At 71.3% G+C, this 22,087-nt stretch carries 20 protein-coding genes; 12 read left to right on the plus strand and 8 right to left on the minus strand.

The features are described 5' to 3' along the window. Positions 1 to 27 precede the first annotated feature (27 nt). Entirely contained in the window at positions 28 to 384 is a 357-nt protein-coding gene (locus BLW78_RS19825) for an ArsR/SmtB family transcription factor (RefSeq protein ID WP_020094821.1), read from the plus strand. A 134-nt stretch (positions 385 to 518) separates the two neighbouring features. On the opposite strand, the gene BLW78_RS19830 is transcribed toward BLW78_RS19825, so the two are convergent. Then, the gene (locus BLW78_RS19830) at positions 519 to 1,478 is read right to left on the minus strand and encodes a UDP-glucuronic acid decarboxylase family protein (RefSeq protein ID WP_020094822.1); all 960 of its coding nucleotides are present in this window, start codon (positions 1,476 to 1,478) and stop codon (positions 519 to 521) included. Between the two features lie 18 nt (positions 1,479 to 1,496). Beyond that, complete coding sequence (locus tag BLW78_RS19835; RefSeq protein ID WP_091681608.1) at positions 1,497 to 3,371, minus strand: hypothetical protein; 1,875 nt, start codon at positions 3,369 to 3,371, stop codon at positions 1,497 to 1,499. A 478-nt stretch (positions 3,372 to 3,849) separates the two neighbouring features. On the opposite strand from BLW78_RS19835, the gene BLW78_RS19840 reads away from it, so the two are divergent. After that, positions 3,850 to 4,401 (plus strand): PAS domain-containing protein, encoded by a 552-nt coding sequence (locus BLW78_RS19840; RefSeq protein ID WP_244492098.1) that lies wholly within the window; start codon positions 3,850 to 3,852, stop codon positions 4,399 to 4,401. 158 nt (positions 4,402 to 4,559) lie between these two features. Next, a complete protein-coding gene (locus BLW78_RS19845) occupies positions 4,560 to 4,766 on the plus strand; it encodes a hypothetical protein (protein WP_020094825.1) in 207 nt (68 codons plus the stop codon). A 119-nt stretch (positions 4,767 to 4,885) separates the two neighbouring features. On the opposite strand, the gene BLW78_RS19850 is transcribed toward BLW78_RS19845, so the two are convergent. After that, positions 4,886 to 5,254, minus strand: a complete 369-nt coding sequence (locus BLW78_RS19850; RefSeq protein ID WP_091681610.1) for a response regulator — start codon at positions 5,252 to 5,254, stop codon at positions 4,886 to 4,888. A 636-nt stretch (positions 5,255 to 5,890) separates the two neighbouring features. Continuing rightward, on the minus strand, positions 5,891 to 6,109 hold the full coding sequence (locus tag BLW78_RS19855) for a DUF6894 family protein (protein ID WP_020094827.1): 219 nt from the start codon (positions 6,107 to 6,109) through the stop codon (positions 5,891 to 5,893). 270 nt (positions 6,110 to 6,379) lie between these two features. On the opposite strand from BLW78_RS19855, the gene BLW78_RS19860 reads away from it, so the two are divergent. Next, positions 6,380 to 6,577, plus strand: coding sequence for a hypothetical protein (locus BLW78_RS19860; protein ID WP_056530425.1), 198 nt, complete (start codon positions 6,380 to 6,382; stop codon positions 6,575 to 6,577). 30 nt (positions 6,578 to 6,607) lie between these two features. On the opposite strand, the gene BLW78_RS19865 is transcribed toward BLW78_RS19860, so the two are convergent. Then, positions 6,608 to 7,210: a TetR/AcrR family transcriptional regulator gene (locus tag BLW78_RS19865; RefSeq protein WP_020094829.1), complete on the minus strand. Its 603-nt coding sequence runs from the start codon at positions 7,208 to 7,210 to the stop codon at positions 6,608 to 6,610. A 172-nt stretch (positions 7,211 to 7,382) separates the two neighbouring features. On the opposite strand from BLW78_RS19865, the gene BLW78_RS19870 reads away from it, so the two are divergent. From BLW78_RS19870 to BLW78_RS19905, 8 genes are all read left to right on the plus strand, one after another. Next, positions 7,383 to 8,552 carry an isovaleryl-CoA dehydrogenase gene (locus tag BLW78_RS19870; protein ID WP_091681612.1) on the plus strand — a complete coding sequence of 390 codons (1,170 nt, stop codon included), beginning with the start codon at positions 7,383 to 7,385 and terminating at the stop codon, positions 8,550 to 8,552. A gap of 16 nt (positions 8,553 to 8,568) precedes the next feature. Further along, complete coding sequence (locus tag BLW78_RS19875; protein WP_091681615.1) at positions 8,569 to 10,176, plus strand: carboxyl transferase domain-containing protein; 1,608 nt, start codon at positions 8,569 to 8,571, stop codon at positions 10,174 to 10,176. Positions 10,177 to 10,186: 10 nt separating this feature from the next. Beyond that, positions 10,187 to 10,975: an enoyl-CoA hydratase-related protein gene (locus BLW78_RS19880; protein WP_091681616.1), complete on the plus strand. Its 789-nt coding sequence runs from the start codon at positions 10,187 to 10,189 to the stop codon at positions 10,973 to 10,975. Positions 10,976 to 10,985: 10 nt separating this feature from the next. Continuing rightward, positions 10,986 to 13,004 carry an acetyl/propionyl/methylcrotonyl-CoA carboxylase subunit alpha gene (locus tag BLW78_RS19885; protein ID WP_091681618.1) on the plus strand — a complete coding sequence of 673 codons (2,019 nt, stop codon included), beginning with the start codon at positions 10,986 to 10,988 and terminating at the stop codon, positions 13,002 to 13,004. Continuing rightward, entirely contained in the window at positions 13,001 to 13,915 is a 915-nt protein-coding gene (locus BLW78_RS19890; RefSeq protein ID WP_091681620.1) for a hydroxymethylglutaryl-CoA lyase, read from the plus strand. Before BLW78_RS19885 ends, BLW78_RS19890 begins: the two co-directional genes overlap by 4 nt. Before the next feature lie 64 nt (positions 13,916 to 13,979). Beyond that, a complete protein-coding gene (locus tag BLW78_RS19895; RefSeq protein WP_091681621.1) occupies positions 13,980 to 15,674 on the plus strand; it encodes an AMP-binding protein in 1,695 nt (564 codons plus the stop codon). A 157-nt stretch (positions 15,675 to 15,831) separates the two neighbouring features. Continuing rightward, on the plus strand, positions 15,832 to 17,985 hold the full coding sequence (locus BLW78_RS19900; RefSeq protein ID WP_091681623.1) for a PAS domain-containing sensor histidine kinase: 2,154 nt from the start codon (positions 15,832 to 15,834) through the stop codon (positions 17,983 to 17,985). Positions 17,986 to 18,268: 283 nt separating this feature from the next. Then, positions 18,269 to 19,480, plus strand: coding sequence for an acyl-CoA dehydrogenase family protein (locus BLW78_RS19905; RefSeq protein ID WP_091681624.1), 1,212 nt, complete (start codon positions 18,269 to 18,271; stop codon positions 19,478 to 19,480). Between the two features lie 93 nt (positions 19,481 to 19,573). Here BLW78_RS19905 and BLW78_RS19910 read toward each other — a convergent pair whose 3' ends face one another. The 3 genes from BLW78_RS19910 to mobB form a co-directional block, all read right to left on the minus strand. After that, positions 19,574 to 19,927 carry an avidin/streptavidin family protein gene (locus BLW78_RS19910; RefSeq protein ID WP_091681626.1) on the minus strand — a complete coding sequence of 118 codons (354 nt, stop codon included), beginning with the start codon at positions 19,925 to 19,927 and terminating at the stop codon, positions 19,574 to 19,576. A 138-nt stretch (positions 19,928 to 20,065) separates the two neighbouring features. Then, on the minus strand, positions 20,066 to 21,322 hold the full coding sequence (gene glp / locus BLW78_RS19915) for a molybdopterin molybdotransferase MoeA (RefSeq protein ID WP_091681628.1): 1,257 nt from the start codon (positions 21,320 to 21,322) through the stop codon (positions 20,066 to 20,068). 4 nt (positions 21,323 to 21,326) lie between these two features. Beyond that, positions 21,327 to 21,845: a molybdopterin-guanine dinucleotide biosynthesis protein B gene (mobB, locus tag BLW78_RS19920; protein WP_170855200.1), complete on the minus strand. Its 519-nt coding sequence runs from the start codon at positions 21,843 to 21,845 to the stop codon at positions 21,327 to 21,329. Positions 21,846 to 22,087 lie beyond the last annotated feature (242 nt).

Consider the following 22,087-nt stretch of genomic DNA (forward strand, 5'->3'; position numbering starts at 1 on the left):
TCGTTCAAGACCCCATATGGACGAAAGATGAGACCGCTGTTTCACCCCGCCATCGAGGACGTGCGACCCGAGGCCATCCTGCACGCCCTCGCCGACCCGAGCCGCGCGGCCATCTTCGCCAGGATCATGCGGGCGGGATGCGTCGAGGCCTGCTCGGCCGTGTCGGCGCTCGGGGACCGCGTCATCCCGAAATCCTCGTTGTCCAACCACTTCAAGGTCCTGCGCGAGGCCGGGTTGATCCGCAGCGAGCGTCACGGCGTCGAGGTGCGCAACCATTCCCGCTGGGCCGAGGTGGAGGCGCGCTTTCCCGGCCTGCTGATGGGCATCATCAACGCCTACGCGGCGGAGGCCGGCCCCGCCGCAGAGGCTGCCGGACCGCGATAGGGGCCCGGCCCGGGTCGGCCGCCGCGGGCACCTCGAGCGCGCACGGCCGCTCGCCCGGAGCGGCCGACGGTCGGTCAGGACCGATCCCGCCGAGACACGGCGGGACGGCCGATCTCGCCGTCACGCGCGCCGGATCAGCGCGGCCCGATCGGCTCCGAGGCCAGCAGCGTCTCGAAATACGCGATGGTTCTCATGAGCCCGTCCCGCAGCGGCACGGTCGGGCGCCAGTCGAGGAGTTGCGCGGCCAGGGCGATGTCGGGCCGCCTCTGGCGCGGGTCGTCCACCGGCAGCGGGGCGTGCACGAGCTTCGAGCGCGAGCCCGACAAGTCGACGACGAGTTCGGCGAGCTGCCGGATGGTGAACTCGTCCGAGTTTCCCAGATTGACGGGGCCGGTGATCTCCGCGTCCGTGGCCATCATCGCCTGCAGCCCCAGGACCAGGTCGTCGACGTAGCAGAACGAGCGGGTTTGATGCCCTTCGCCGAAGATCGTGATCGGCGCGCCGCGCAGGGCCTGGACGACGAAGTTGGAGACGACCCGGCCGTCGCTGGGATGCATGCGCGGGCCGTAGGTGTTGAAGATCCGCACCACCTTGATCGGGACGCGGTGCTGTCGGTGATAGTCGAAGAACAGGGTCTCGGCGCAGCGCTTGCCCTCGTCGTAGCAGGAGCGCGGGCCGAGGGGATTGACGTTCCCCCAGTAGCCCTCGGGCTGCGGGTGCACGAGCGGATCCCCGTAAACCTCCGAGGTCGAGGCCTGGAGGATCGGCACGCGGAGCCGCTTCGCCAGCCCCAGCATGTTGATCGCCCCCATGACGCTGGTCTTGGTCGTCTGGACCGGGTCGAACTGGTAGTGGATCGGGGATGCCGGGCAGGCGAGATTGTAGATCCGATCCACCTCGACGAAGAGCGGGTGCGTGACGTCGTGCCGTATGAGCTCGAAGCGCGGATTGTCGAACAGGTGGGCGATATTGCTCTTCCGGCCCGTGAAGAAATTGTCGACGCAGAGCACCTCGTGGCCCTGCTCCAGCAGGCGCTCGCTGAGGTGCGAGCCGATGAAGCCGCCGCCGCCGGTGATCAGGATCCGATCGCTCATCCGTGATGCTCCCGGCGCTCAGAGCCTGGCCGCGTCGGTGGCGGCGCGGGTCCTGAAGAGGGTGAGCCGTCTCAGCCAGTGCGGGCGCGCGGCGCGCCGCTCGGGCAGGTTCCGCTCGACGAAGCCGGCGAACTCTTCGAGGTCGAGATCGAAATCCTCGCGCTCCCGGCTGCCGGGGACATGCAGGGCGTTGGTCGAGGTGTCGAGGTCCGTCACCCGCTCGGCGGGGAAGTAGTGACAGGCCGACACGTTCTCGCGAAAGATCTCGGTGTCGTAGATGCGCAGATCGTCCTTCCCGCTGAGCACGGATCGGCTCGATATGACGCATCCGGGCGCGTTGGCGACCCACTTATACTTGGCGAGCCCGGCCCCGAAATGCGTCACGAACAGGTCGGTGTGGAGCGCGGCCACGAGGCTCGCCCCCATCGAGCAGGGCACGAGCGGCAGCAACTCCACGTTGGAGACATCGGCGACCCGTGCGCGGAGCGCCCCGATCAGGTCGAGCTCCTTCCGGACGATGGACGGCACGGTCCCCTCCGCGGGCACGAGGCTCTCGCAGTAGCTCTCGACGTAGCCGCCCGCAGTGCCCGCGAGCGTGTTGTGCCCGTCGACGATGACGAGGAATCTCTCGCCGCGCCGCCGGCCGAGGCGTCGGATCAGCGCCACGTAGCCGTCGAGCTGCCGGACCCACTGGCGGTTCTCCAGGCGCAGCCCGATCAGGACGATCGTGGCCCGGCGCGCCGCTTCCGTCAGTCGGGCATCGAGCGCGGGTTCCGCGCTCCGCGCCAGGGCCGCGAGACGATCGGCCAATCGCTGGCTCACGCGGTAGGACCGGAAGGGCAGGAAGGTGGCCGCGCCGGCGACGGCAGCCTGCAGCAGGGGCAGCGGGCCTTCCATCCCGCGATACACCTGCCCGGCGAGCTCCGGGAAGACGGCGTCGACCGGGGAGATCGGCTCGTTGCAGCTCGCGAACAGGAACACCGCCGGCGCGCGACCGAGCGACAGCACGTCGTCGACCGCGGCCAGCTCGTTCCAGATGGCGTGACTGATGTGCGCGTGCTCGAAGACCACCCCGACGCGCGTCGACCGCGCCGCGCCGTCGATCAGCGCCGGCAGGAGGTACTGCCGCCACAACCGGACCTGCACCAGGGTCGCGGCGTCGAACCCGATGCTTCCCAGGTTCGGCCGGGCGTAGGCCGTGTTCGCGCGAACGTCCAGCAGGGCCGACGCGAGGCGCGAGTTCTTGCCGATCAGCGTGCACAGCGTCTCGTTCCGGTCCGCCGCGTAGCCGACAAAGCGGAAGCCCGGCATGGGCAGGTAGATCGAGAAGCGCAGATCGCCGCCGTCCGGATGGGCCGTCTCCTGGCCGCCGCGCGCGACGATCGCCTTCGTCACCAGTTCGGGCAGGTGGGGCGGAGCCCCCGCCGGTGCGGCGTTGAGGCGTGCCAGCGCCGCGTGCATCGCCTGCGCCCGCGGATCGGAACCGCCGCCCGTGACGACCCGGACAGCGTGCTCCGGGCTCGCGGCAGCCGCGCGCGCGAGGGCTTCGATCAGGAGGTGGAGATCCTCGATCATGGCCCGCGTGTTCGACGCGTCGCCGTCGTCGGTGTGGAGCGCCTCGGCCTGCCAGTCGAGCGGGCCGGCGCCGTCCCACGGCGCGGCGAGGAAGTCCGCAGCGCAGGACGCCAGCGGTGTGCCGTCCGGGTTCAGGAATCGGAACGCGCGCGCGTCGTTCGGACCCAGGAGCGCGACCACCGTGACGCGCCCGCCGAGATCGATCAGACCCAGGACATCCCAGTCGGGCTCCGTCGGGGCAGGCGCGACGAGCCGACCATCGCGGCTCGCGACCGCCTCGCCCGATCGCTGCAGCCTGCGGGTGTGGCGGATGATCATGGGCGCCCGTCCTCGATAGCTCCGTCCGGGTTTGTCGAAGTTCGGGCGTTGCCACAAGGAGGCCCGTGGGCGCGCCCCCGGAACAGGCCGATCCGATCGGATGCACCCGGCGCGCCCGCAGCGGACCCGCGTCCCGTCGACGGGGTGAAGGCTGCTAGGCGGCCCGCGATCACCTGTCCCGCCGACATAGCAGAGCGGGGTGCCGCGGCGCGCTTCGATCGTTGACGGCGCTGTCGGGTCGCCGGGAGCACTGACACATTGTTGCGGCGGCGCCGAGGAGTTCTTGCCGCGCGTCGCGCCGATCCTGGCCGACACGATCTGCTGCAGAGAGTTGTATATCTTCGGGTCACGCAGATACTAGAAGTTGCCAGATTTCCGGCATGGACGGTATGATACTGGTACCGAATATCGATTTTGGTATATCGCTACCAGAGATCGGGTTTGTGCGATCCGATTTGCGCCGGAGGAGGCCAGGCTGTTGCAGACTACGGCTGATCTTGCATTGCGCGCGGCCGGCTATGTCGGCGCCTGGACAGCGGACGTGTCGGCGGGACAATCCCTCCTCGACGAGGGGACGGCGGCGCTGCTCGCCGGGGATGCGACCCTGGCCGGGCGCCCGCTGCCCATCGAGATCGCCCTTCGATGCACCCATCCGGACGATCGCGACTGGGTCTTCGCGCGCATCGCCCGGGCGCGCCAGACCGGCGGCCCCGTCTCGGCCGAGTACCGCGTCCTCACGGACGGCGGCGAGGTTCGATGGGTTCTCGACCGTGGCAGCCTCACGCCCGATCCGGCGGGACGGATGCGCGGTCGCGGCATCATCATCGACACCACGGACAGCCACCGCGGCCCCTTCCTTCCGAGCGCGGCGGGCGATCTGCCGGCGGACGACCCGATGGTCCTCGCGATCGATCACCTCCTGCAGGCGCGCGCGGCGATCGTCGCGATGGGCCACCAGCGGCTGCAACAGGTGTCGGATCTGGCGCTGTTCGAGGTCGGGCGAGCGCTGGCGCGGCGCGCTCGGGCGTAGCCGGACGGTCCTGCCCGCGGGACGCCGGCGCGGATCTTCCCGGATTGCCACGGACGCGAGTCAGTGTTCGAGGGCGTGTGCCGGAGCACGGTCGGCGGCCTCGGCCCGTGAGAGCTTACCGACAGGCCGAGAGATCAGTATTCCCGGTGGAGGCTCCGATGGCTGATGCTGCGATCCGCGAGACGATACACCTCGACGAAGGCGACGTGATCGTCCTGCTCCCCGGCAACCTGTCCCCGGCCAGCATCGGCCTGCTCCAGGCCAAGCTCGACGGTTTGGCCGCGGACCTGAACGCGCGGTGCCTGGAGGAAAGCCGCGCTTCCCTCTCGGGATTGGCCGGGCTGGCCGCCTTCCTCGCGAGCTGAGGCCGCCCAGACAGCGCAGCACGGGCCGTTCTCGACCGTGCTGCGACGGTTGGAGGACAGGTGTCGCCGGTCGAGACAGCCGCGACATGCCCCCTCGCCCGACCCGGTCGGGAGCGGCCCTAGTGCAGGTGCAGGGCCTTGAGCGCCTGGCGCACCAGTTTCTCCCCGCAGGGCTTGGCGATGAAATGGGCCTCCTCGGGCAGCGCGGTCGCCTCGCGCGGATCGCAGCCCGAGCAGACGATGATCCGGGTCTCCGGCCAGCGTGCCCGGACGGCGTGCGCGAGCGCGCGGCCGTCCATCGTGCCGGGCATGTTGATGTCGGTGTAGAGCAGGACGGCCCCGTCACATGCCTCCAGATGCTGGAGCGCGCCCTGGGCGTGTTCCGCCTCCAGCACCTCGAACCCCAACGCCGTCAGCAGGTCCGCCGCGACGAGGCGGCTGAACTCTTCGTCCTCGGCGAGGACGGCGATGGGGCGAGGTCCTGACATGCAGCGGCAACTGCATCGCCGGGTCGCCTGTTTCAGCGTGGCCGGGGATTTTCCGACACCTGCGACCCTTTCGACAGATCCGGCTCGCCGGCGGCGCTGTCGACCTCCCGACCGCGCACGCGGCGCACGAGGCCAACCCTGCGCGACCCCAGCCGGACGCTTCGGTCACCGAGCCGGCAAGTCATCGCCGCGCTTGCCGGGCTTCCGGGCGCCGTCGCCGAGATCAGCGTGCGCCGCCGCAGCCTCGTCCTCGACCGATGCGGCACGCGCCTCCAGTGCCGTGCCGACCTGTCCAGGCGAATACCTGACTCAGCCGGCCTCGCGGCCGCCGAAATATGTGCCTCGTCTGCGAGAGACTTCATATCCGGAAGTCGCCCATCGAGTCGGGTGCCCCTGTCGACGTAGAAGCGGCCGCGTCCTGTAGGGCGAAACCTGACTTATGATGCTTGCAACGGTTTGCTACGGCTGATGGTTACTGCTCGCGAAAAGCGTGGAGAGCTCGATGTACGCCTCGGTGCTGGGTGGTCCGGAGATAGCGGTCGAGCCTCCGGGTGCCGGTCCGCCGCCTGAGGCGATCACCCTCCGCGAACACATCCGCCTGATCCTGCGCAAGCTCCCGCGCCCCGCGCCCAGCGCTCAGTACAGCTGAAGGGAACGAAGCACGACACCGTCGGTGGTGTGGATCTCCACGCACCAGCGCTCGTCCGGATCGGGCAACTCGCCCCGTGCGTGCATCTCGGCGATCAGCTGCGTCGCCTCGGCCACGGCGATCTCGATCGAGTTTGCCAGCACGCCCTCCTCGTCCTCGATGACCTCGTCCGGCCCCCTCAGGCGGAAATGGTACCGCTCTACCATGTCGCTCCTGCTCACGCCGTCGGCACGGCATGCCGACCGCGCGAGGGTAGCATCGAATGGCCGGATAAAGCCAAGCTGGCATGCCAAGTCGGGGCCGACCGTGGCGCTATCCGCCCAGGGCGGCGCAGGTTCCCGCCTGTGATCTGCGAGGATGTCGGGGGCAAGGCCGGTGCGCGCCGACGCAGGTTGTTGCGCCGGTCAAGCTCTTAACGCGTCAGGCCTTTTCGCGGCGCATTGTGCGGGCATGTGCCATTGCCCGACGAGTTCGCCATGCATTTCGAGATCCGCGCGACCGACACCCGTCTGTGGACCTGGGTCCTCCTCGATGCGACGCAGATGCCGGTCCTGACCTCGGACCGCACCTTCCCCTCGGAAGCCCAGGCCTCGGCGGCGGCGCTGGCCTTCGCCAAGCTCGTCACGCGGGCCGGCAGGACCCTCACCGCCGCACCGCCGGGCGGCCTGATCTGAGGCGACCGCCGTTCCCCGGCGCGACGGGGTCTATGGCTGACGCCTGACGCAACCCCGCAGCGCCATGTCGGTGTGCAGGGCGACGATCTCCGCCTTGGTCATCCGGCCGTCGGGCCGGTACCACGTGCAGGCGCTGGTGAGCATCCCGAGGATCGCGTAGCCGGCGACCCGCGCATCCCGGACGTCCAGCTCCCCCGCCTCCGATCCCCGCTCGAGCAGCGCGACCAACCGGTCTTCGTAGGCCCGGCGCAGGGCGACGATCGCCGCGTAATGCGGCGGGTCGAGCGAGCGCAGCTCGAAATTCGCGATGAAGACTTCCTGCTTCTTCTCGAGATGGTACGTGACGTGGTGCGCCACGAAGGCGCGGAGACGGTCCGTCGGGGTGCCGGTCGCCGTCGCCAGCGCCGCGTCGGTCCGCGCCAGCAGCGTCTCCATGTGGTCGCGGACGATGTCGAACAGCAGATCCTGCTTGCTGCGGATGTGGTTGTAGAGCGAGGCCGCCTGGATCCCGACCTCGGCGGCCAGGGCGCGCAGGGTCATCGCCTCGTAGCCGTGGCGATAGATGAGCCGAAGCCCGGCCCGGCGGATGGCGGCGGCCGTGCGCGGCCCGTTCGATCCGGCGGTGCGACCCACGAAGACACTCCGAAGACAGTTCAGAGCGCAACAGACACCGGGGAATGCTCACGCCGATCCCCGCTATAGGCTAACGAACAACCGTTCGTAAATCGCCTTGCCAGCCTCGCTTAACGAACGTACGTTCGTTTCAAAGAGGCGAGTGCCCGATTCTCAGGCGAGGAGACGCGCGATGCCCATCGGCCTGCAGGATTTCGACTTCGGCCTGGGCGAGACGGCCGACGCCCTGCGCGCCGAGGTGGAGCGCTTCGCGCGCGCCGAGATCGCCCCCCGCGCGGCGGCGATCGATGCCAGCAACGCGTTTCCCGCGGACCTCTGGCGCAAGCTCGGCGCCCTCGGCGTTCTGGGCGTCACCGTCGAGGAGACCTATGGCGGCGCCGGCATGGGCTACCTCGAGCACGCCGTGGCCATGGAGGAGATCAGCCGGGCCTCGGCCTCGGTCGGGCTGTCCTACGGCGCGCATTCCAACCTCTGCGTGAACCAGATCCGCCGCAACGGCACCGAGGCGCAGAAGCGGCGCTACCTGCCGAAGCTGATCGCGGGCGAGCATGTCGGCGCGCTCGCGATGTCCGAGCCGGGCTCCGGGAGCGACGTCGTCTCCATGCGGCTGCGGGCCGACAGGCGCGGCGACCGCTACGTCCTGAACGGCACCAAGATGTGGATCACCAACGGTCCCGACGCCGACGTCCTGGTGGTCTACGCCAAGACGGATCCCGAGGCCGGTCCGCGGGGGATCACGGCGTTCCTGGTCGAGAAGGATTTTCCCGGCTTCTCCACCGCGCAGAAGCTCGACAAGCTCGGCATGCGCGGCTCGAACACCTGCGAGCTGCTGTTCCGGGACTGCGAGATACCGGAGGAGAACGTCCTGGGCGCGGTCGGGCGCGGCGTCGGCGTGCTGATGTCGGGCCTCGACTACGAGCGCGCCGTGCTGGCCGCCGGGCCGCTCGGCATCATGCGCGCCTGCCTCGACGTCGTGCTGCCCTACCTCCACGAGCGCCGGCAGTTCGGTCGGCCGATCGGCGAGTTCCAGCTCATGCAGGGCAAGATCGCCGACATGTACACGGCGACGAACGCCGCCCGGGCCTACGTCTACGCGGTGGCGCGGGCCTGCGACCGCGGGCGGGCGACGCGCCGGGACGCCGCGGGCGCGATCCTGTTCGCGGCCGAGCGCGCGACCGCGGTAGCCCTCGACGCGATCCAGGCGCTCGGCGGCAACGGCTACATCAACGACTATCCGACCGGCCGCCTGCTGCGCGACGCCAAGCTCTACGAGATCGGCGCCGGCACGAGCGAGATCCGGCGGATGCTGATCGGCCGCGAATTGTTCGCCGAGACGGCCTGAGCGGGGAGCGGGCGCCGTGCCGGTAATCGAATCCGCTCTGGATCCGCGCGCGCCCGAGGCCCGCGCCAATGCCGAGGCCATGCGCGCCCTGGTGGCGGACCTGCGCGCGACCGCCGACCGCGTCCGGCTCGGCGGCGGGGAGGCCGCGCGGGAGCGCCATCGCGCCCGCGGCAAGCTCCTGCCCCGGGACCGGATCCGGGCGCTGATCGACCCGTTCTCGCCCTTCCTGGAAATCGGCCAGCTCGCCGGGCACGGCCTCTACGGCGGCGAGGTCCCCTCGGCCGGGATCGTCACCGGCATCGGCCGCGTCGCGGGGCGCGAGTGCGTGATCGTCGCCAACGACGCGACCGTGAAGGGCGGCACCTACTTCCCGATGACGGTGCAGAAGCACCTCCGGGCGCAGGAGATCGCGCAGCAGAACCGGCTGCCCTGCCTCTACCTCGTCGACAGCGGCGGCGCGCATCTGCCCAGCCAGGACGAGGTTTTCCCGGGCCGGGACCATTTCGGCCGCATCTTCTACAACCAAGCGACGATGTCGGCGCAGGGCATCGCCCAGATCGCCGTGGTGATGGGCTCCTGCACCGCCGGCGGCGCCTACGTGCCGGCGCTGTGCGACGAGTCGATCATCGTCCGCGGCCAGGGCACGATCTTCCTCGGCGGGCCGCCGCTGGTGAAGGCCGCGACCGGCGAGGTGGTCAGCGCCGAGGAACTCGGGGGCGCCGACGTGCACGCCCGGATCTCGGGCGTGACCGACCACATGGCGGAGACCGACGCGCACGCCCTCGGCATCGCCCGCCGCATCGTGGCCAACCTGAACGCGGTGAAGCGCCCCGCGCTCGCGCCGCGGCAGCCCGAGCCGCCGCGCTACGCCGCCGAGGAGATCTACGCGGCGGTGCCGGCCGACCGCCGGACGCCCTACGACGTGCGCGAGGTCATCGCCCGGCTGGTGGACGGCAGCGACTTCGACGAGTTCAAGCACCTCTACGGCCAGACCCTGGTCTGCGGCTTCGCCCATATCTGGGGCTACCCGGTGGGGATCGTCGCCAACAACGGCATCCTGTTCTCGGAGAGTGCCCTGAAGGGCGCCCACTTCGTCGAGCTCTGCGCCCAGCGCGGCGTGCCCCTGGTGTTCCTCCAGAACATCACCGGTTTCATGGTCGGCCGGCGCTACGAGGCCGGCGGCATCGCCAAGGACGGGGCCAAGATGGTCTCCGCCGTCGCGACCGCGGCGGTGCCGAAATTCACCGTCCTGATCGGCGGCAGCTTCGGGGCCGGCAATTACGGCATGTGCGGGCGGGCCTACGGGCCGCGCTTCCTCTGGATGTGGCCGAACGCGAGGATCGGCGTGATGGGCGGCGAGCAGGCCGCCTCGGTCCTGGCCACGGTCCGGCGCGACGGTGTCGAGGGCCGCGGCGGCACGTGGTCGGCGGAGGACGAGGCGGCGTTCAAGGCGCCGATCCGGGCGCAGTACGAGGAGCAGGGCCACCCCTACTATTCCAGCGCCCGGCTCTGGGACGACGGGGTGATCGACCCGGCCGACACGCGCCGCGTCCTGGCGCTCGGTCTCTCGGCGAGCCTCAACGCGCCGATTCCCGAGACCCGCTTCGGCCTGTTCCGGATGTAGGAGGCGCGGGATGAGCGGCACCTTGCTGGAGACGGTCGACGAGCGCGGAGTCGCCACCCTGACGCTCAACCGTCCGGAGCAGCACAACGCCTTCGACGACGGCCTGATCGCCGCCCTCACCGCGTCCCTGCACCGGCTGGGCGCCGCTCCCGGGATCCGGGCGGTCGTCCTGGCGGGCGCGGGCCAGAGCTTCTCGGCGGGCGCCGACCTCGCCTGGATGCGCCGGATCGCCGGCCAGTCCTTCGACAGCAACCTCGCCGACGCCGCCGGGCTCGCGGGGCTGATGCACAGTCTCGACCGGCTGCCGAAGCCGACGCTCGCCCTCGTGCACGGGGCGGCCTACGGCGGCGGCGTCGGGCTCGCCGCCTGCTGCGATATCGCCTTCGCGGCCGAGAGCGCGCGGTTCTGCCTGAGCGAGGTGCGGCTCGGCCTGATCCCGGCGACGATCGGCCCCTACGTGGTCAACGCGATCGGCCCGCGCTGGGCCCGGCGCCTGTTCCAGACCGCGGAGGTCTTCTCCGCCGAGCGCGCCCGGGCGATCGGCCTCGTGCACGAGGTGGTGCCCGACGACCGGCTGGAGGCGGCCGGCGCGGAGGTGCTGCGCGACATCCTCCGGGGCGCCCCGGGCGCGCAGGCCGAGGCCAAGGACCTCGTCTTCCTGTGCGAGGGGCGGCCGGTGGACGCCGACCTAGGGCGCGAGACCGGCCGGCGCATCGCCCGGCGCCGGGCCTCGGACGAGGGGCAGGCGGGCATCGCCGCCTTCCTCGACAAGCGCTTAGCCCCGTGGCGGCGGGACTGAGGGGGCGGCCATGTTCGGCAAGATCCTCATCGCCAACCGCGGGGAGATCGCCTGCCGGGTGATCGCCACCGCCCGGCGCCTCGGCATCGGCACGGTCGCGGTCTATTCGGAGGCGGATGCCGGCGCCCGACACGCTCGGATGGCCGACGAGGCGTGGCCGATCGGGCCCGCCCCGGCGCGCGAGAGCTACCTCGTGGCCGAGCGGATCCTCGACGTCGCCCGGCGCGCCGGGGCGGAGGCGATCCATCCGGGCTACGGCTTCCTGTCGGAGAACGCGGACTTCGCCGGCGCCTGCGCCGGGGCCGGCCTCGTGTTCGTCGGCCCGCCCCCGGCGGCGATCCGCGCCATGGGCTCCAAGGCCGAGGCCAAGGCGCTGATGGAGCGCGCCGGGGTCCCGCTGGTGCCGGGCTATCACGGCGCCGCGCAGGATCTCCCGGCGCTGAAGGAGGCGGCCGCCCGGATCGGCTACCCGGTCTTGATCAAGGCCTCGGCCGGCGGCGGCGGCAAGGGCATGCGCGTCGTCGAGGCGGCCGCGGCGTTCGAGGCCGCGCTGACCGGCGCGCAGCGCGAGGCGCGGGCGTCCTTCGGCGACGACCGGGTGCTGATCGAGGCGTACCTGACCCGCCCCCGGCACATCGAGATCCAGGTCTTCGCCGACAGCCACGGCAACACCGTCTCGCTGTTCGAGCGCGACTGCTCGATCCAGCGCCGCCACCAGAAGGTGATCGAGGAGGCGCCCGCCCCGGGGATGGATCCGGTCCGGCGCGCGCGGATGGGCGAGGCCGCGGTCGCGGCGGCGCGGGCGGTCGGCTATGTCGGCGCCGGCACGGTGGAGTTCATCGCCGAGGGCGAGACCTTCTACTTCATGGAGATGAACACCCGGCTCCAGGTCGAGCACCCGGTGACCGAGATGGTCACCGGCCTCGACCTGGTGGAGTGGCAACTGCGCGTGGCCGCGGGCGAGCGGCTGCCGCTCGGCGCCCCGGATCTGGCCCTGCGCGGCCACGCCATCGAGGCGCGGGTCTACGCCGAGGATCCGGCGCGCGATTTCCTGCCGGCGGTCGGCACCCTCGCCCACCTGCGCCAGCCGCCGGAGGTGCCGGGGCGGGTGCGGGTCGAGACCGGCATCGTGCAGGGCGACCGGATCACCCCGGATTACGACCCGATGATCGCCAAGCTGGTCGTCTGGGGCGAGGACCGGGCGGCCGCGATCCGGCAGCTCGCAACCGCCCTCGCCGCCTACGAGGTGGTCGGCGTGACGACCAATCTGGATCTCCTGCGCGCCGTCGCCGGCCACCCCGCCTACCGCTCGGCCGACCTCGACACCGGCTTCATCGCCCGCCACGCCGACGACCTGCTGGCGCCGCTCGCGACCGGTGCGGTCGATCCCGCGCTCTGGGCCGCCGCCGCCCTGACCGTCCTGCGCGACCGGCGCGCGGCCGTCGCGGCGGAGGCGCTGGCGAGCGGCGACCCGTGGTCGCCCTGGGCCGATCCGGATGCGTGGCGGATGAACGGGGCGCGCTACCAGGAGCTGCAGTTCCGCCACGGCGACGCGCCGCCCGTCACCCTGCGGGCATGCCCCCTCCCCGACGGCAGCGCCCGCCTCGACCTGCCGGGCGGCACCGTCCTGGCGGCGCTCGCCGAGGACGCCGAGGGCGAGCGGCTGATGCTGGACGGCGTCTGGCGCCGGCTGCGCACGGTCCGCCGCGGCGCGGAGCTGACGGTGATCGTCGGCGGCCGGAACGCGACGCTGGTCCACGTCGATCCCCTCGCCCCGCCCCGGACCGAGGCGTCCGGTAGCGACCGGGTGACGGCGCCCGTGCCGGGCCGCCTGACCCAGCTCTGGGTGCGGCCCGGCGATGCCGTGGAGAAGGGCGCGCCGCTCGCGGTGATCGAGGCGATGAAGATGGAGATCACCCTCCGCGCGCCGCAGGCCGGCACCGTCGCCGAGACCCGCCACGCCGTCGACGACATGGTCGAGGAGGGCACCGAGATCGTCACCTTCGCGGCGGAGGAGCGGCCCGCATGAGCTATCCGGCCCGGGTGCAGGTGATCGAGGTCGGGCCGCGCGACGGGCTCCAGAACGAGCCCGCGCCGGTGCCGATCGCCGCCAGGGTGGCGCTGATCGAGGCCCTGGCCGAGGCCGGGCTGACCCGCATCGAGGCCGGCAGCTTCGTGTCGCCCCGATGGGTGCCGCAGATGGCCGAGACCGCGGAGGTTCTGGCGCGGCTGCGCCCCCGGCCCGAGGTCGGCTATTCCGTTCTGGTCCCGAACCTGCAGGGCCTGGAGCGGGCCCTCGCCTCCGGCGTCCGGGACATCGCGGTGTTCGCCGCCGCCTCCGAGAGCTTCTCCCGGCGCAACGTCAAAGGCTCGATCGCCGAGACCCTCGACCGCTTCACCCCGGTGCTGGAGGCGGCGCGCGCGAACGACCTGCGGGTGCGGGGCTACGTCTCCTGCGTCCTGGGCTGCCCCTACGAGGGCGACGTCGCGCCGGCGGCGGTCGCCCGCGTCGCCGCGTCCCTCCACGCGATGGGCTGCCACGAGATCGCCCTCGGCGACACGATCGGGACCGGGACGCCGCGCGCGGCCCGGCGGCTGGTCGAGCGGGTGGCCGCCGACGTGCCGCTGCAGGCGATCGCCCTGCACTTCCACGACACCTACGGGCAGGCCCTGGCCAACATCCTCGCCTGCCTCGAACTCGGCGTGTCGGCCGTGGACGCCGCGGTGGCGGGCCTCGGGGGCTGCCCCTACGCGCCGGGGGCCGCCGGCAACGTCGCCACCGAGGACGTCGTTTACATGCTGCGCGGCATGGGCATCGAGACCGGGATCGATCTCGATGCCCTCGCCGCGGCCGGGCGGTCGATCGCGTCCCAGCTCGGCCGGGAGCCGGCCTCGAAGGTCGCCCGCGCGCTGGCCGCCGCGCCGCCGCCGACACCCTGATCGAAGGGCGGCCTCGGACAGCGCCGCGGCGGCGCGCGCGTTCGGAGGAACGAGGGAGGACGACATGAGCGACCGGGCGGTGAGCTATGTCCACGGGGCGATCGGCGAGCCCCTGCTCGGCCTGACCATCGGCCAGGCCCTGGATCGCGCCGCCGCGGCGTGGCCGGATCACCTGGCGCTGGTCGCGCACGCCCAGGGCGTCCGATGGACCTGGCGCGAGCTGAGGGACCAAGCCGACGCCTTCGCGGCCGGCCTGCTCGCCCTCGGCCTCCGGCCCGGCGACCGCATCGGGATCTGGTCGCTCAACCGCGCCGAGTGGGTGCTGACCCAGTTCGCCGCCGCCCGTGCGGGGCTGATCCTGGTGACGATCAACCCGGCCTACCGGCTGTCGGAGCTGGAATTCGCGCTCAACAATGTCGGCTGCACCGCCCTGGTCACGGCGACGGCGTTCAAGACCAGCGACTATCTCGGGATGCTCCGCACCCTGGCCCCCGAACTCGCGGCCTCCGGGCCGGGCCGGCTGTCCGCAGCCCGCCTGCCGCACCTGCGCACGGTGATCCAGATCGGCGGACCGCCAACCCCGGGGACGGTCCCGTTCGACGCGGTCGCGGCCCGGGGCGACGCGGCCGGCACCGGCGCCCTGCGCGACCTCGCCGACGCGATGCAGTTCGACGACGCGGCCAACATCCAGTTCACCAGCGGCACGACGGGCGCCCCGAAGGGCGTCACGCTGACCCACCACAACATCCTCAACAACGGCCACTTCGTCGGCCGCGCGATGCGGCTGACCGCCGAGGATCGGATCTGCATCCCGGTGCCGCTCTACCATTGCTTCGGCATGGTGATGGGCAATCTCGCGGCCCTGACCCACGGTTGCGCCATGGTGTTTCCGGGCGAGGGCTTCGACCCGCGCGCGACACTGGAGACCGTGCAGGCCGAGCGCTGCACCGCGCTCTACGGCGTGCCGACCATGTTCATCGCCGAGCTCGACCATCCCGAGTTCGCGCGCTTCGATGTCCGCTCCCTGCGGACCGGGATCATGGCGGGCGCGCCGTGCCCGATCGCGGTGATGCGCCGGGTCGTGGAGCAGATGAACATGCGCGACGTCACCATCGCGTACGGCATGACCGAGACGAGCCCGGTGAGCTTCCAGAGCTCGAGCGACGACCCGCTGGAGCGGCGCGTCACGACCGTCGGCCGGATCCACCCGCATCTCGAGGTCAAGATCGTGGATCCCGAGGGACGCGTGACGCCGCGGGGCGCCCGCGGCGAGCTGTGCACGCGCGGCTACTCGGTCATGCTGGGCTACTGGGGCGATGCCGCGCGGACCGCGGAGGTCCTCGACGACGCCGGATGGATGCACACCGGCGACCTCGCGACGCTGGATGCGGAGGGCTACTGCAACATCGTCGGCCGGATCAAAGACATGGTCATACGCGGCGGCGAGAACATCTATCCGCGCGAGATCGAGGAGTTCCTCTTCCGGCACCCGCAGATCCAGGATGTCCAGGTCTTCGGGGTCTCCGATCCGAAATACGGGGAGGAGCTGTGCGCCTGGATCAGGCTGCGCGACGGCGAGACCCTGTCGGAGCCGGCGGTGCGCGCGTTCTGCGCGGGGCAGATCGCGCATCAGAAGATCCCGAAATACATCCAGTTCGTCGACGCCTTCCCGATGACGGTCTCCGGAAAGATCCAGAAATTCGTGATGCGTCGGTGCGTGGAGGAGCAGCTGGGCCTCGCGCGATCCGAGACGGCCTGAGCCGGTCTCCGCGAATGCTGTCATCGCCCGGCGGAACGAAGATTTCGTCGTCCGATCGGGCTTGAACGTTGCTGCGCGCACCGCGAGCGGACATGCTGGCGCGCGACATCACCGAGGCGGCGTATCAGTGTCGGCATGGCCACAGGGCGACGGCGAGATGGCCGCGCGCATCCGCGACTTCGGCTGGGAGCGGACGCCGCTGGGGCCGGCCGCCCGCTGGCCGGAGCGCCTCAAGGTGATGGTCGAGCAGGTGCTCGCCAGCCCGCTGGTCGCGTCCCTCGTCTGCGGGCCCGAGCGCCTCCTGATCTACAACGACGCCGCCGCCCGGCTCTACGGCGCCTGGCACCCCGAGGGTCTCGGCCGGCCGCTCGCGCGCACGTTCCCGGAGGGGTGGGCGACGGTCGCGGACTTCTACGCGCGCGCCTTCGCGGGCGAGGCCGTGCAGGTGGCCGGGCAGCCGCTGGACACCCGCGGCGAGGGCGCCGCGGAGGACGTCTTCGACGCGCTCCTCGTGCCCGTGCGCGACGCCGACGGGAAGGTCATGGCCGTCCACATGACCGGCTTCGAGATCGGTGAGCGCCTGCGCGCCGAGGCCAAGCTGCGCACGAGCGAGGCCCGGTACCGCAACCTCTTCGACGCCATCGACGAGGGCTTCTGCACCATCGAGGTCCTGTTCGACGCGGCCGGGCGGGCGGTCGATTACCGCTTCCTGTCCGTGAACGCGGCCTTCGAGCAGCAGACCGGGCTCCGCGACGCGGTCGGCCGGACGGTCCGGGCGCTGGCGCCCGACCTCGAGCCGCACTGGTTCGAGACCTACGGCCGGATCGTCCGAACCGGCAAGGCGGAACGCTTCGAGGACCGCGCCGACGCGCTCGGGCGCTGGTACGAGGTCTACGCCTTCCCCATCGGGGCGCCGGAACGGCGGCAGGTGGCGGTCCTGTTCAAGGACATCCTCCAGCGCAAGCGCGCCGAGGATCGGCTGCGCGCGAGCGAGGAGCGATTCCGCGCCCTCGTCACGGCCAGCTCGGACGTCATCTACCGCATGAGCCCGGACTGGAGCGAGCTGCGGGTCTTGGAGGGCCGCGGCTTCCTGGCCGACACCGTCACCCCGAACGACGACTGGCTGAGCGCCTACATCGATCCGGCCGACCAGCCGCGCCTGCGCGAGGCCATCCAGCGGGCGATCCGATCCAAGACGATGTTCGAGCTGGAGCACCCCGTCCGGCAGGCGGACGGGAGCCTGGGCTGGGCGCTGTCCCGGGCCGTGCCGCTGCTCGACGACGACGGCGAGATCCGCGAATGGTTCGGCGCCGCCAGCGACGTGACCGCGCGCAAGCGGGTGGAGGACGATCTGCGCGCGAGCGAGGAGCGGTTCCGCGGGCTGGTCGAGGGGTTCGGTCAGTTCAGCTGGGAGGCCTCGGCCGAGGGCCTCATCGAGGTCGACAGCCCGGGCTGGCGCGCGTTCACCGGGCAGCGCCCGGACGAGTGGCTCGGGCGCGGCTGGATCCACGCGATCCACGCGGACGACCGGGCGCTCACGGAAGCGAAGTGGCGGCAGGCCGTCGCGACGCGGACGGCGGTCGATCACGAGTATCGCCTGTGGCACGCCCCGAGCGCGTCCTGGCGGTGGTCGAACGTCCGCGCGGTGCCGATCACGAACCCCGACGGGTCGATCCGCAAGTGGTCGGGGGTGAACATCGACGTCACGGACCACCACAGGCTGCTGGCGCGCCAGGAAGTGCTGATCAACGAGCTGCAGCACCGCACGCGCAACCTCCTCGGCGTCGTCAGCGCCGTGGCGGGCAAGACACTGCGGCAGGGCAGCTCGGTCGAGGCGTTCGAGGCGCGGCTGCAGGCGCTCAGCCGCGCGCAGGGCCTGCTCAGCCAGTACGGCAGCGACTCGGTCGAGGTGGGCGCGCTGGTGCGCGCCGAGCTGGCCGCCTACGTCGACGGCGCGACCGGCCGCATGACCGTCGCCGGCCCCGAGGTGCACCTGACCGCGCGACAGGTGCAGAACTTCGCCCTCGCCGTCCACGAGCTGACGACCAACGCGGTCAAGCACGGGGTGCTCAAGACCGGGACCGGCCATCTCAGCGTCACCTGGGAGATCGTGCGCGACCGGCGCGAGCGCCGCCGACTGGCCCTGTGCTGGATCGAGAGCGGCCTGCCCGCGCAGGCGGCGCGCGTCACCCGCCGCGGCTACGGGACCGAGCTGATCCAGGAGGCGCTGGCATATGCCCTGGGCGCCACGGTCGAGTACGCGCTGGACCGCGACGGCGTGCGCTGCCGCATCGAGATGCCGGTGTCCTAGGTTGCGCGAAGGCCGCGATGCGCGCGCGATCCGTCAAGGTTGGTCAGCGGCTTCCGCGATCACGAGACCGTCCACCCGAAGCATTCGAGCATCATCATCGCGGATCCAGCGCGAAAAAATTCAACGACAACCGTTACAGCGCGATCTACCGCGTCCCGACCGGCAGATAATATCGTCTGACGGCGCCTCCAGTTACGACCGTAACCAAAAACTCTTCCGACAGACACGAAAGCGGCCGATCACCGAACTTACTATGCATCTCGGACAGTCATGAGGTCTGAGAATGAACGGTGTCGCCCCCTCGATCCGCCCTGCCGCGCGAGCCGGAGATCCGGACGCGGCGTTTCTCGCGACCGTCGCGACGCTTCGGCCCCTCATCGCGGAGCACCGGTCGGCCCTGGCTGTCGGCCCGGACCTGCCGGAGCCGGTCGCAGAGGCGCTCATCGACGCCGGTCTCGCGCAGCTCTGGCTTCCGCGGGGCCTGGGCGGTCCTGAAGCGCATCCGCTGAGCGTCCTGGCGGCGATCGAAGCTCTGGCGAAACTCGACGGTTCGGTCGCCTGGTGCGCCGCGATCTCGTCCGGGGGCGCGTCACGCTTCGCCGACCTGATCGACGCGGACGTGATGCGTTCGCTCATCCCTGCCGGCAGGAAGTTCGCGGGCAGCGGGAGCGGCCAGCCGACGGGAACAGCGGTTCGCCATGGATCCGGCTGGCGGATCAACGGACGTTGGTCCTGGGCGAGCTTCTGCCGCTACAGTTCCGTGTCCGCACTGATGTGTGTGGAGATCGACGGCGAGCGGCCGAAGCTCGGCGAGAACGGGCGGCCGTCGCTGCGCGGCGTCTTCATCGCCTCGAAGGATGTCGAGGTCGTCGGCAACTGGAATGCCGGGGGGCTCCGGGCCAGCGGGAGTCACGACGTCGCGTGCACCGACATCTGGGTGCCGAACGAGCAGACCATCGACGGCGCGAGCCTCATGATGCCTCGCGACAGAAGGCCCCTCTACATGCTGCCCATGGCATCGGCGGCCGCGATCGCCGCCATCGGTGTTCCGCTCGGGATCGCCCGGGCGTCGATCGACGCCTTCATCGATCTCGCGCAGACGAAGACACCGCATGGCGGCAAGGTGCCCCTGAGACTTCGCGAGGATGTCCAGGTCGCGATCGCGCGTGCCGAGACGAGCCTCGGTGCCGCGCGCGCCTTCGCCCGGGACACGGTCTCCGAATTCTGGTGGGAAGCCGAGAACGGCCATCCGATAACGCTCGCGTGGCAGGCCAAGCTTCGGCGGGCCTGCTGGTACGCGGGCCATGTCGGGAAGCAGGTGGTCACGAGCATGTACGAGGCGGCCGGCAGTTCCGCCGTCCTCGAAGACCTGCCGTTCGCGCGCCAGCTCCGCGATGTCTACGCGGCCTGTCAGCACATGCATTATCAGGACCGGCTGCTCGTGCCGACCGGCCGCATCCTTCTGGGCCTCGAAGCCGACGCGCCGTTCATCTAGAGCCGTCGCCGATCACGCATGCGCCGACCGCTCCTCGCGCCACGGTCGCCCCCGTTCCTCGGGACCCCATCGAGGAGGGACGCGGCCCTGGCTTCACGAACAGGCGTTCTCGACCTTCGAGAAGATGGTCGTCTCGAGCGCGACGTGATCGGCCACGGCCTTCGGCTGCGCAGACCGTTCGACGGCGTGGAAGACTGCGTGGATCGCCTCGGCCGTCTTCTCGTCGGTCCGGACGAGGCGCCCGGTCCAGGCCGTGATCTCCTGGGGCGACGACGTGCTGGTCACGAAGCCGATGATGTCGCCCTCGGCCGTGCCGACGAGGATGCGGCTTCGATGCGTCTGCGCGTAGCCGGGATCGGCGGCGGTGTAGGTTCCGGAGACCGCCTCGCCCATCTGGAGGAGGCGGAGTTCCGCGCCGGCTTGGCTCCGCCAGACACCATCGAACATCGTTGCTCAAGCCCGCCGATCGAGCGGCCGCTCGCACGGCCCATCACAAGCGATATAGCAGATTTGATATAACGGATGCGCGAGCCCGGCAATGCTGGGGCGCGGTCCGCGTCTCGTGAGGCCCTGAGCGCGGCCCCGCTACCAGAGGGCCCCGTGCGGGTGGAACCGCACGGCGTCGCCCGGCACGACCTCGGTCCGGTCATCCTCCAGCTCCACGAGGCCGTCGGATTCGGTGAGCGATGACAGCATGCCCGCGCCGTCGCGCTGGAACTTCCGGGCCTCCCAGGCGCCGTCGGCGTCCCGGGCGAGGCTGACCCGGACGAACTCCCTGCGGCCCGCGCGCTTCCGATAGGGGAAGGCCGCCCTGACGGTGAATCCGCGCGACGGCGCGTAGGCCTCGCCGGCGAGCCGGGCGAGGAGCGGCCGCACCACGAACAGCAGGGTGACGTAGACAGCCACCGGGTTGCCCGGCAGGCCCAGGAACGGCTTGCCGTCGATCATGCCCATCGCGACCGGCCGTCCCGGCTTGATCCCCAGCCGCCAGAACACGAGGCGCCCGATGCTCTCGACGGCGGTCTTCACGTGATCCTCGTCGCCGGTCGACACGCCGCCCGAAGTCAGGATCACGTCGTGCTCGGCGGCCGCCGCCGAGAGCCTGGCCGCGAGGGCCGCCGGGTCGTCGCGGATGACGCCGAGGTCGCGCGCCGCGACGCCCATCCGCCGGAGAAGAGCGAGCAGCAGGACGCGGTTCGAGTCGTAGATCGCGCCCGGCCCCAGGGGCGCTCCGGGCTCGACGAGTTCGTTGCCCGTCGAGAACACGCCGACCCGCAGGGTGCGGCGGACCTTCAGCGTGCGCAGGCCGACCGCGGTCGCCAGGGCCAGGTCCTGCGGCCGGAGACGCCGGCCGGCCGCGATGATCGTCGAGCCCTTCGCCGCGTCCTCGCCGGCGTCGCGGCTGTTGGCGCCCCGCTTCAGCCCGAGCGGCAGGGACACCCGGCCGTCGGGCAGGACCTGGACGTCCTCCTGCATGAAGACGGTGTCGGCCCCCGCCGGCATCGGGGCCCCGGTGAAGATCCGGGCGGCCGAGCCCGCCACCGACACGCCTTCGGGGGAGGCGCCGGCCGCGACGACCGCGCCGACCGGCAGGATCGTCGCATCGGAGGCGCGCAGGTCCGCTAAACGGACCGCGTAGCCGTCGACGGCCGAGTTGGGGAACGGCGGGACGTCGATGGGCGCGACGCAATCCTCGGCCAGGACGCGCCCGTCGGCGTCCGGGACGGGAACGTCCTCGGTGCCGACGATCGCTGCGAGGCGCTCGCCGAACAGCGCGTGCGCGTCCTCGATGGTCATCAGAGGGCCGCCGAACGCGAAGCAGTCGTCGCTGAGCTGGGCCATCCGGCTAGAGCCTCCCGAGGACGTCTTCGAAGGGAACGGCCACGTCGAGCATCAGCCCCGTCACCGCCGCCGCGTCGTTCAGATCTACGACGGGAATGCCCGAGGCCGGAAACGCGACGTCGCTCGCGATGCCCACGATGGTGGTGTCCAGCGGATGGAGGGGTGGGCGGCCGTTCTCGGCGCGATGGACCTCCATTTTGGGGATGGGCTCCCGCTTGTACCCTTCCACGACGACGAGGTCGCACGGGCTGATCCGCCGCAGGAGCTGACCCAGGCTCGCCTCCTGCTCGTCGCGCAGCTCGTGGACCTGGGCCCAGCGGCGGCCCGACGAGATCAGAACCTCGCTCGCGCCCGCCCTGCGGTGCTCGTAGGAATCCTTCCCGGGCCAGTCCGTGTCGAAGTCGTGATGGGCGTGCTTGATGGTCGCCACCCGCACCCCGCGGGCGACGAGCAGGGGGATGGCCCGGACCAGCAGGCTGGTCTTGCCGGCCCCGCTCCACCCGGCGAGTCCGATTACGCGCATGCCGGACACCGCTGACAGCCCCTCTCGTGCCGTTCCCACTGCCCCGCGCGAGGGCTCAGGGCAAGCGTCGGCCGCGCCGCCGGGACGCGCGGCCCCGGCGTCACGCAAATTGAAACGACTTCAAAAACGATATAACACCTCCGCTATAACGGCTGCCATTTGGTATGCCACGAGCGAGCGCCACGCCAACGGACCCGAACGGGCACGCCATGCACGACTTCAACCGTCCCTCGATCGCGCAG

This window comes from Methylobacterium sp. 275MFSha3.1 (genome assembly GCF_900108435.1).
Lineage (GTDB): Bacteria > Pseudomonadota > Alphaproteobacteria > Rhizobiales > Beijerinckiaceae > Methylobacterium.

Bases quoted from the DNA above. Each gene is read 5' to 3' on its own strand.
- BLW78_RS19825 (WP_020094821.1), top strand. From the start codon at position 28: ATGAGACCGCTGTTTCACCCCGCCATCGAGGACGTGCGACCCGAGGCC.
- BLW78_RS19830 (WP_020094822.1), bottom strand. From the start codon at position 1,478: ATGAGCGATCGGATCCTGATCACCGGCGGCGGCGGCTTCATCGGCTCG.
- BLW78_RS19835 (WP_091681608.1), bottom strand. From the start codon at position 3,371: ATGATCATCCGCCACACCCGCAGGCTGCAGCGATCGGGCGAGGCGGTC.
- BLW78_RS19845 (WP_020094825.1), top strand. From the start codon at position 4,560: ATGGCTGATGCTGCGATCCGCGAGACGATACACCTCGACGAAGGCGAC.
- BLW78_RS19850 (WP_091681610.1), bottom strand. From the start codon at position 5,254: ATGTCAGGACCTCGCCCCATCGCCGTCCTCGCCGAGGACGAAGAGTTC.
- BLW78_RS19855 (WP_020094827.1), bottom strand. From the start codon at position 6,109: ATGGTAGAGCGGTACCATTTCCGCCTGAGGGGGCCGGACGAGGTCATC.
- BLW78_RS19860 (WP_056530425.1), top strand. From the start codon at position 6,380: ATGCATTTCGAGATCCGCGCGACCGACACCCGTCTGTGGACCTGGGTC.
- BLW78_RS19870 (WP_091681612.1), top strand. From the start codon at position 7,383: ATGCCCATCGGCCTGCAGGATTTCGACTTCGGCCTGGGCGAGACGGCC.
- BLW78_RS19880 (WP_091681616.1), top strand. From the start codon at position 10,187: ATGAGCGGCACCTTGCTGGAGACGGTCGACGAGCGCGGAGTCGCCACC.
- BLW78_RS19885 (WP_091681618.1), top strand. From the start codon at position 10,986: ATGTTCGGCAAGATCCTCATCGCCAACCGCGGGGAGATCGCCTGCCGG.
- BLW78_RS19890 (WP_091681620.1), top strand. From the start codon at position 13,001: ATGAGCTATCCGGCCCGGGTGCAGGTGATCGAGGTCGGGCCGCGCGAC.
- BLW78_RS19895 (WP_091681621.1), top strand. From the start codon at position 13,980: ATGAGCGACCGGGCGGTGAGCTATGTCCACGGGGCGATCGGCGAGCCC.
- BLW78_RS19900 (WP_091681623.1), top strand. From the start codon at position 15,832: ATGGCCGCGCGCATCCGCGACTTCGGCTGGGAGCGGACGCCGCTGGGG.
- BLW78_RS19905 (WP_091681624.1), top strand. From the start codon at position 18,269: ATGAACGGTGTCGCCCCCTCGATCCGCCCTGCCGCGCGAGCCGGAGAT.
- BLW78_RS19910 (WP_091681626.1), bottom strand. From the start codon at position 19,927: ATGTTCGATGGTGTCTGGCGGAGCCAAGCCGGCGCGGAACTCCGCCTC.
- glp (WP_091681628.1), bottom strand. From the start codon at position 21,322: ATGGCCCAGCTCAGCGACGACTGCTTCGCGTTCGGCGGCCCTCTGATG.
- mobB (WP_170855200.1), bottom strand. From the start codon at position 21,845: ATGCGCGTAATCGGACTCGCCGGGTGGAGCGGGGCCGGCAAGACCAGC.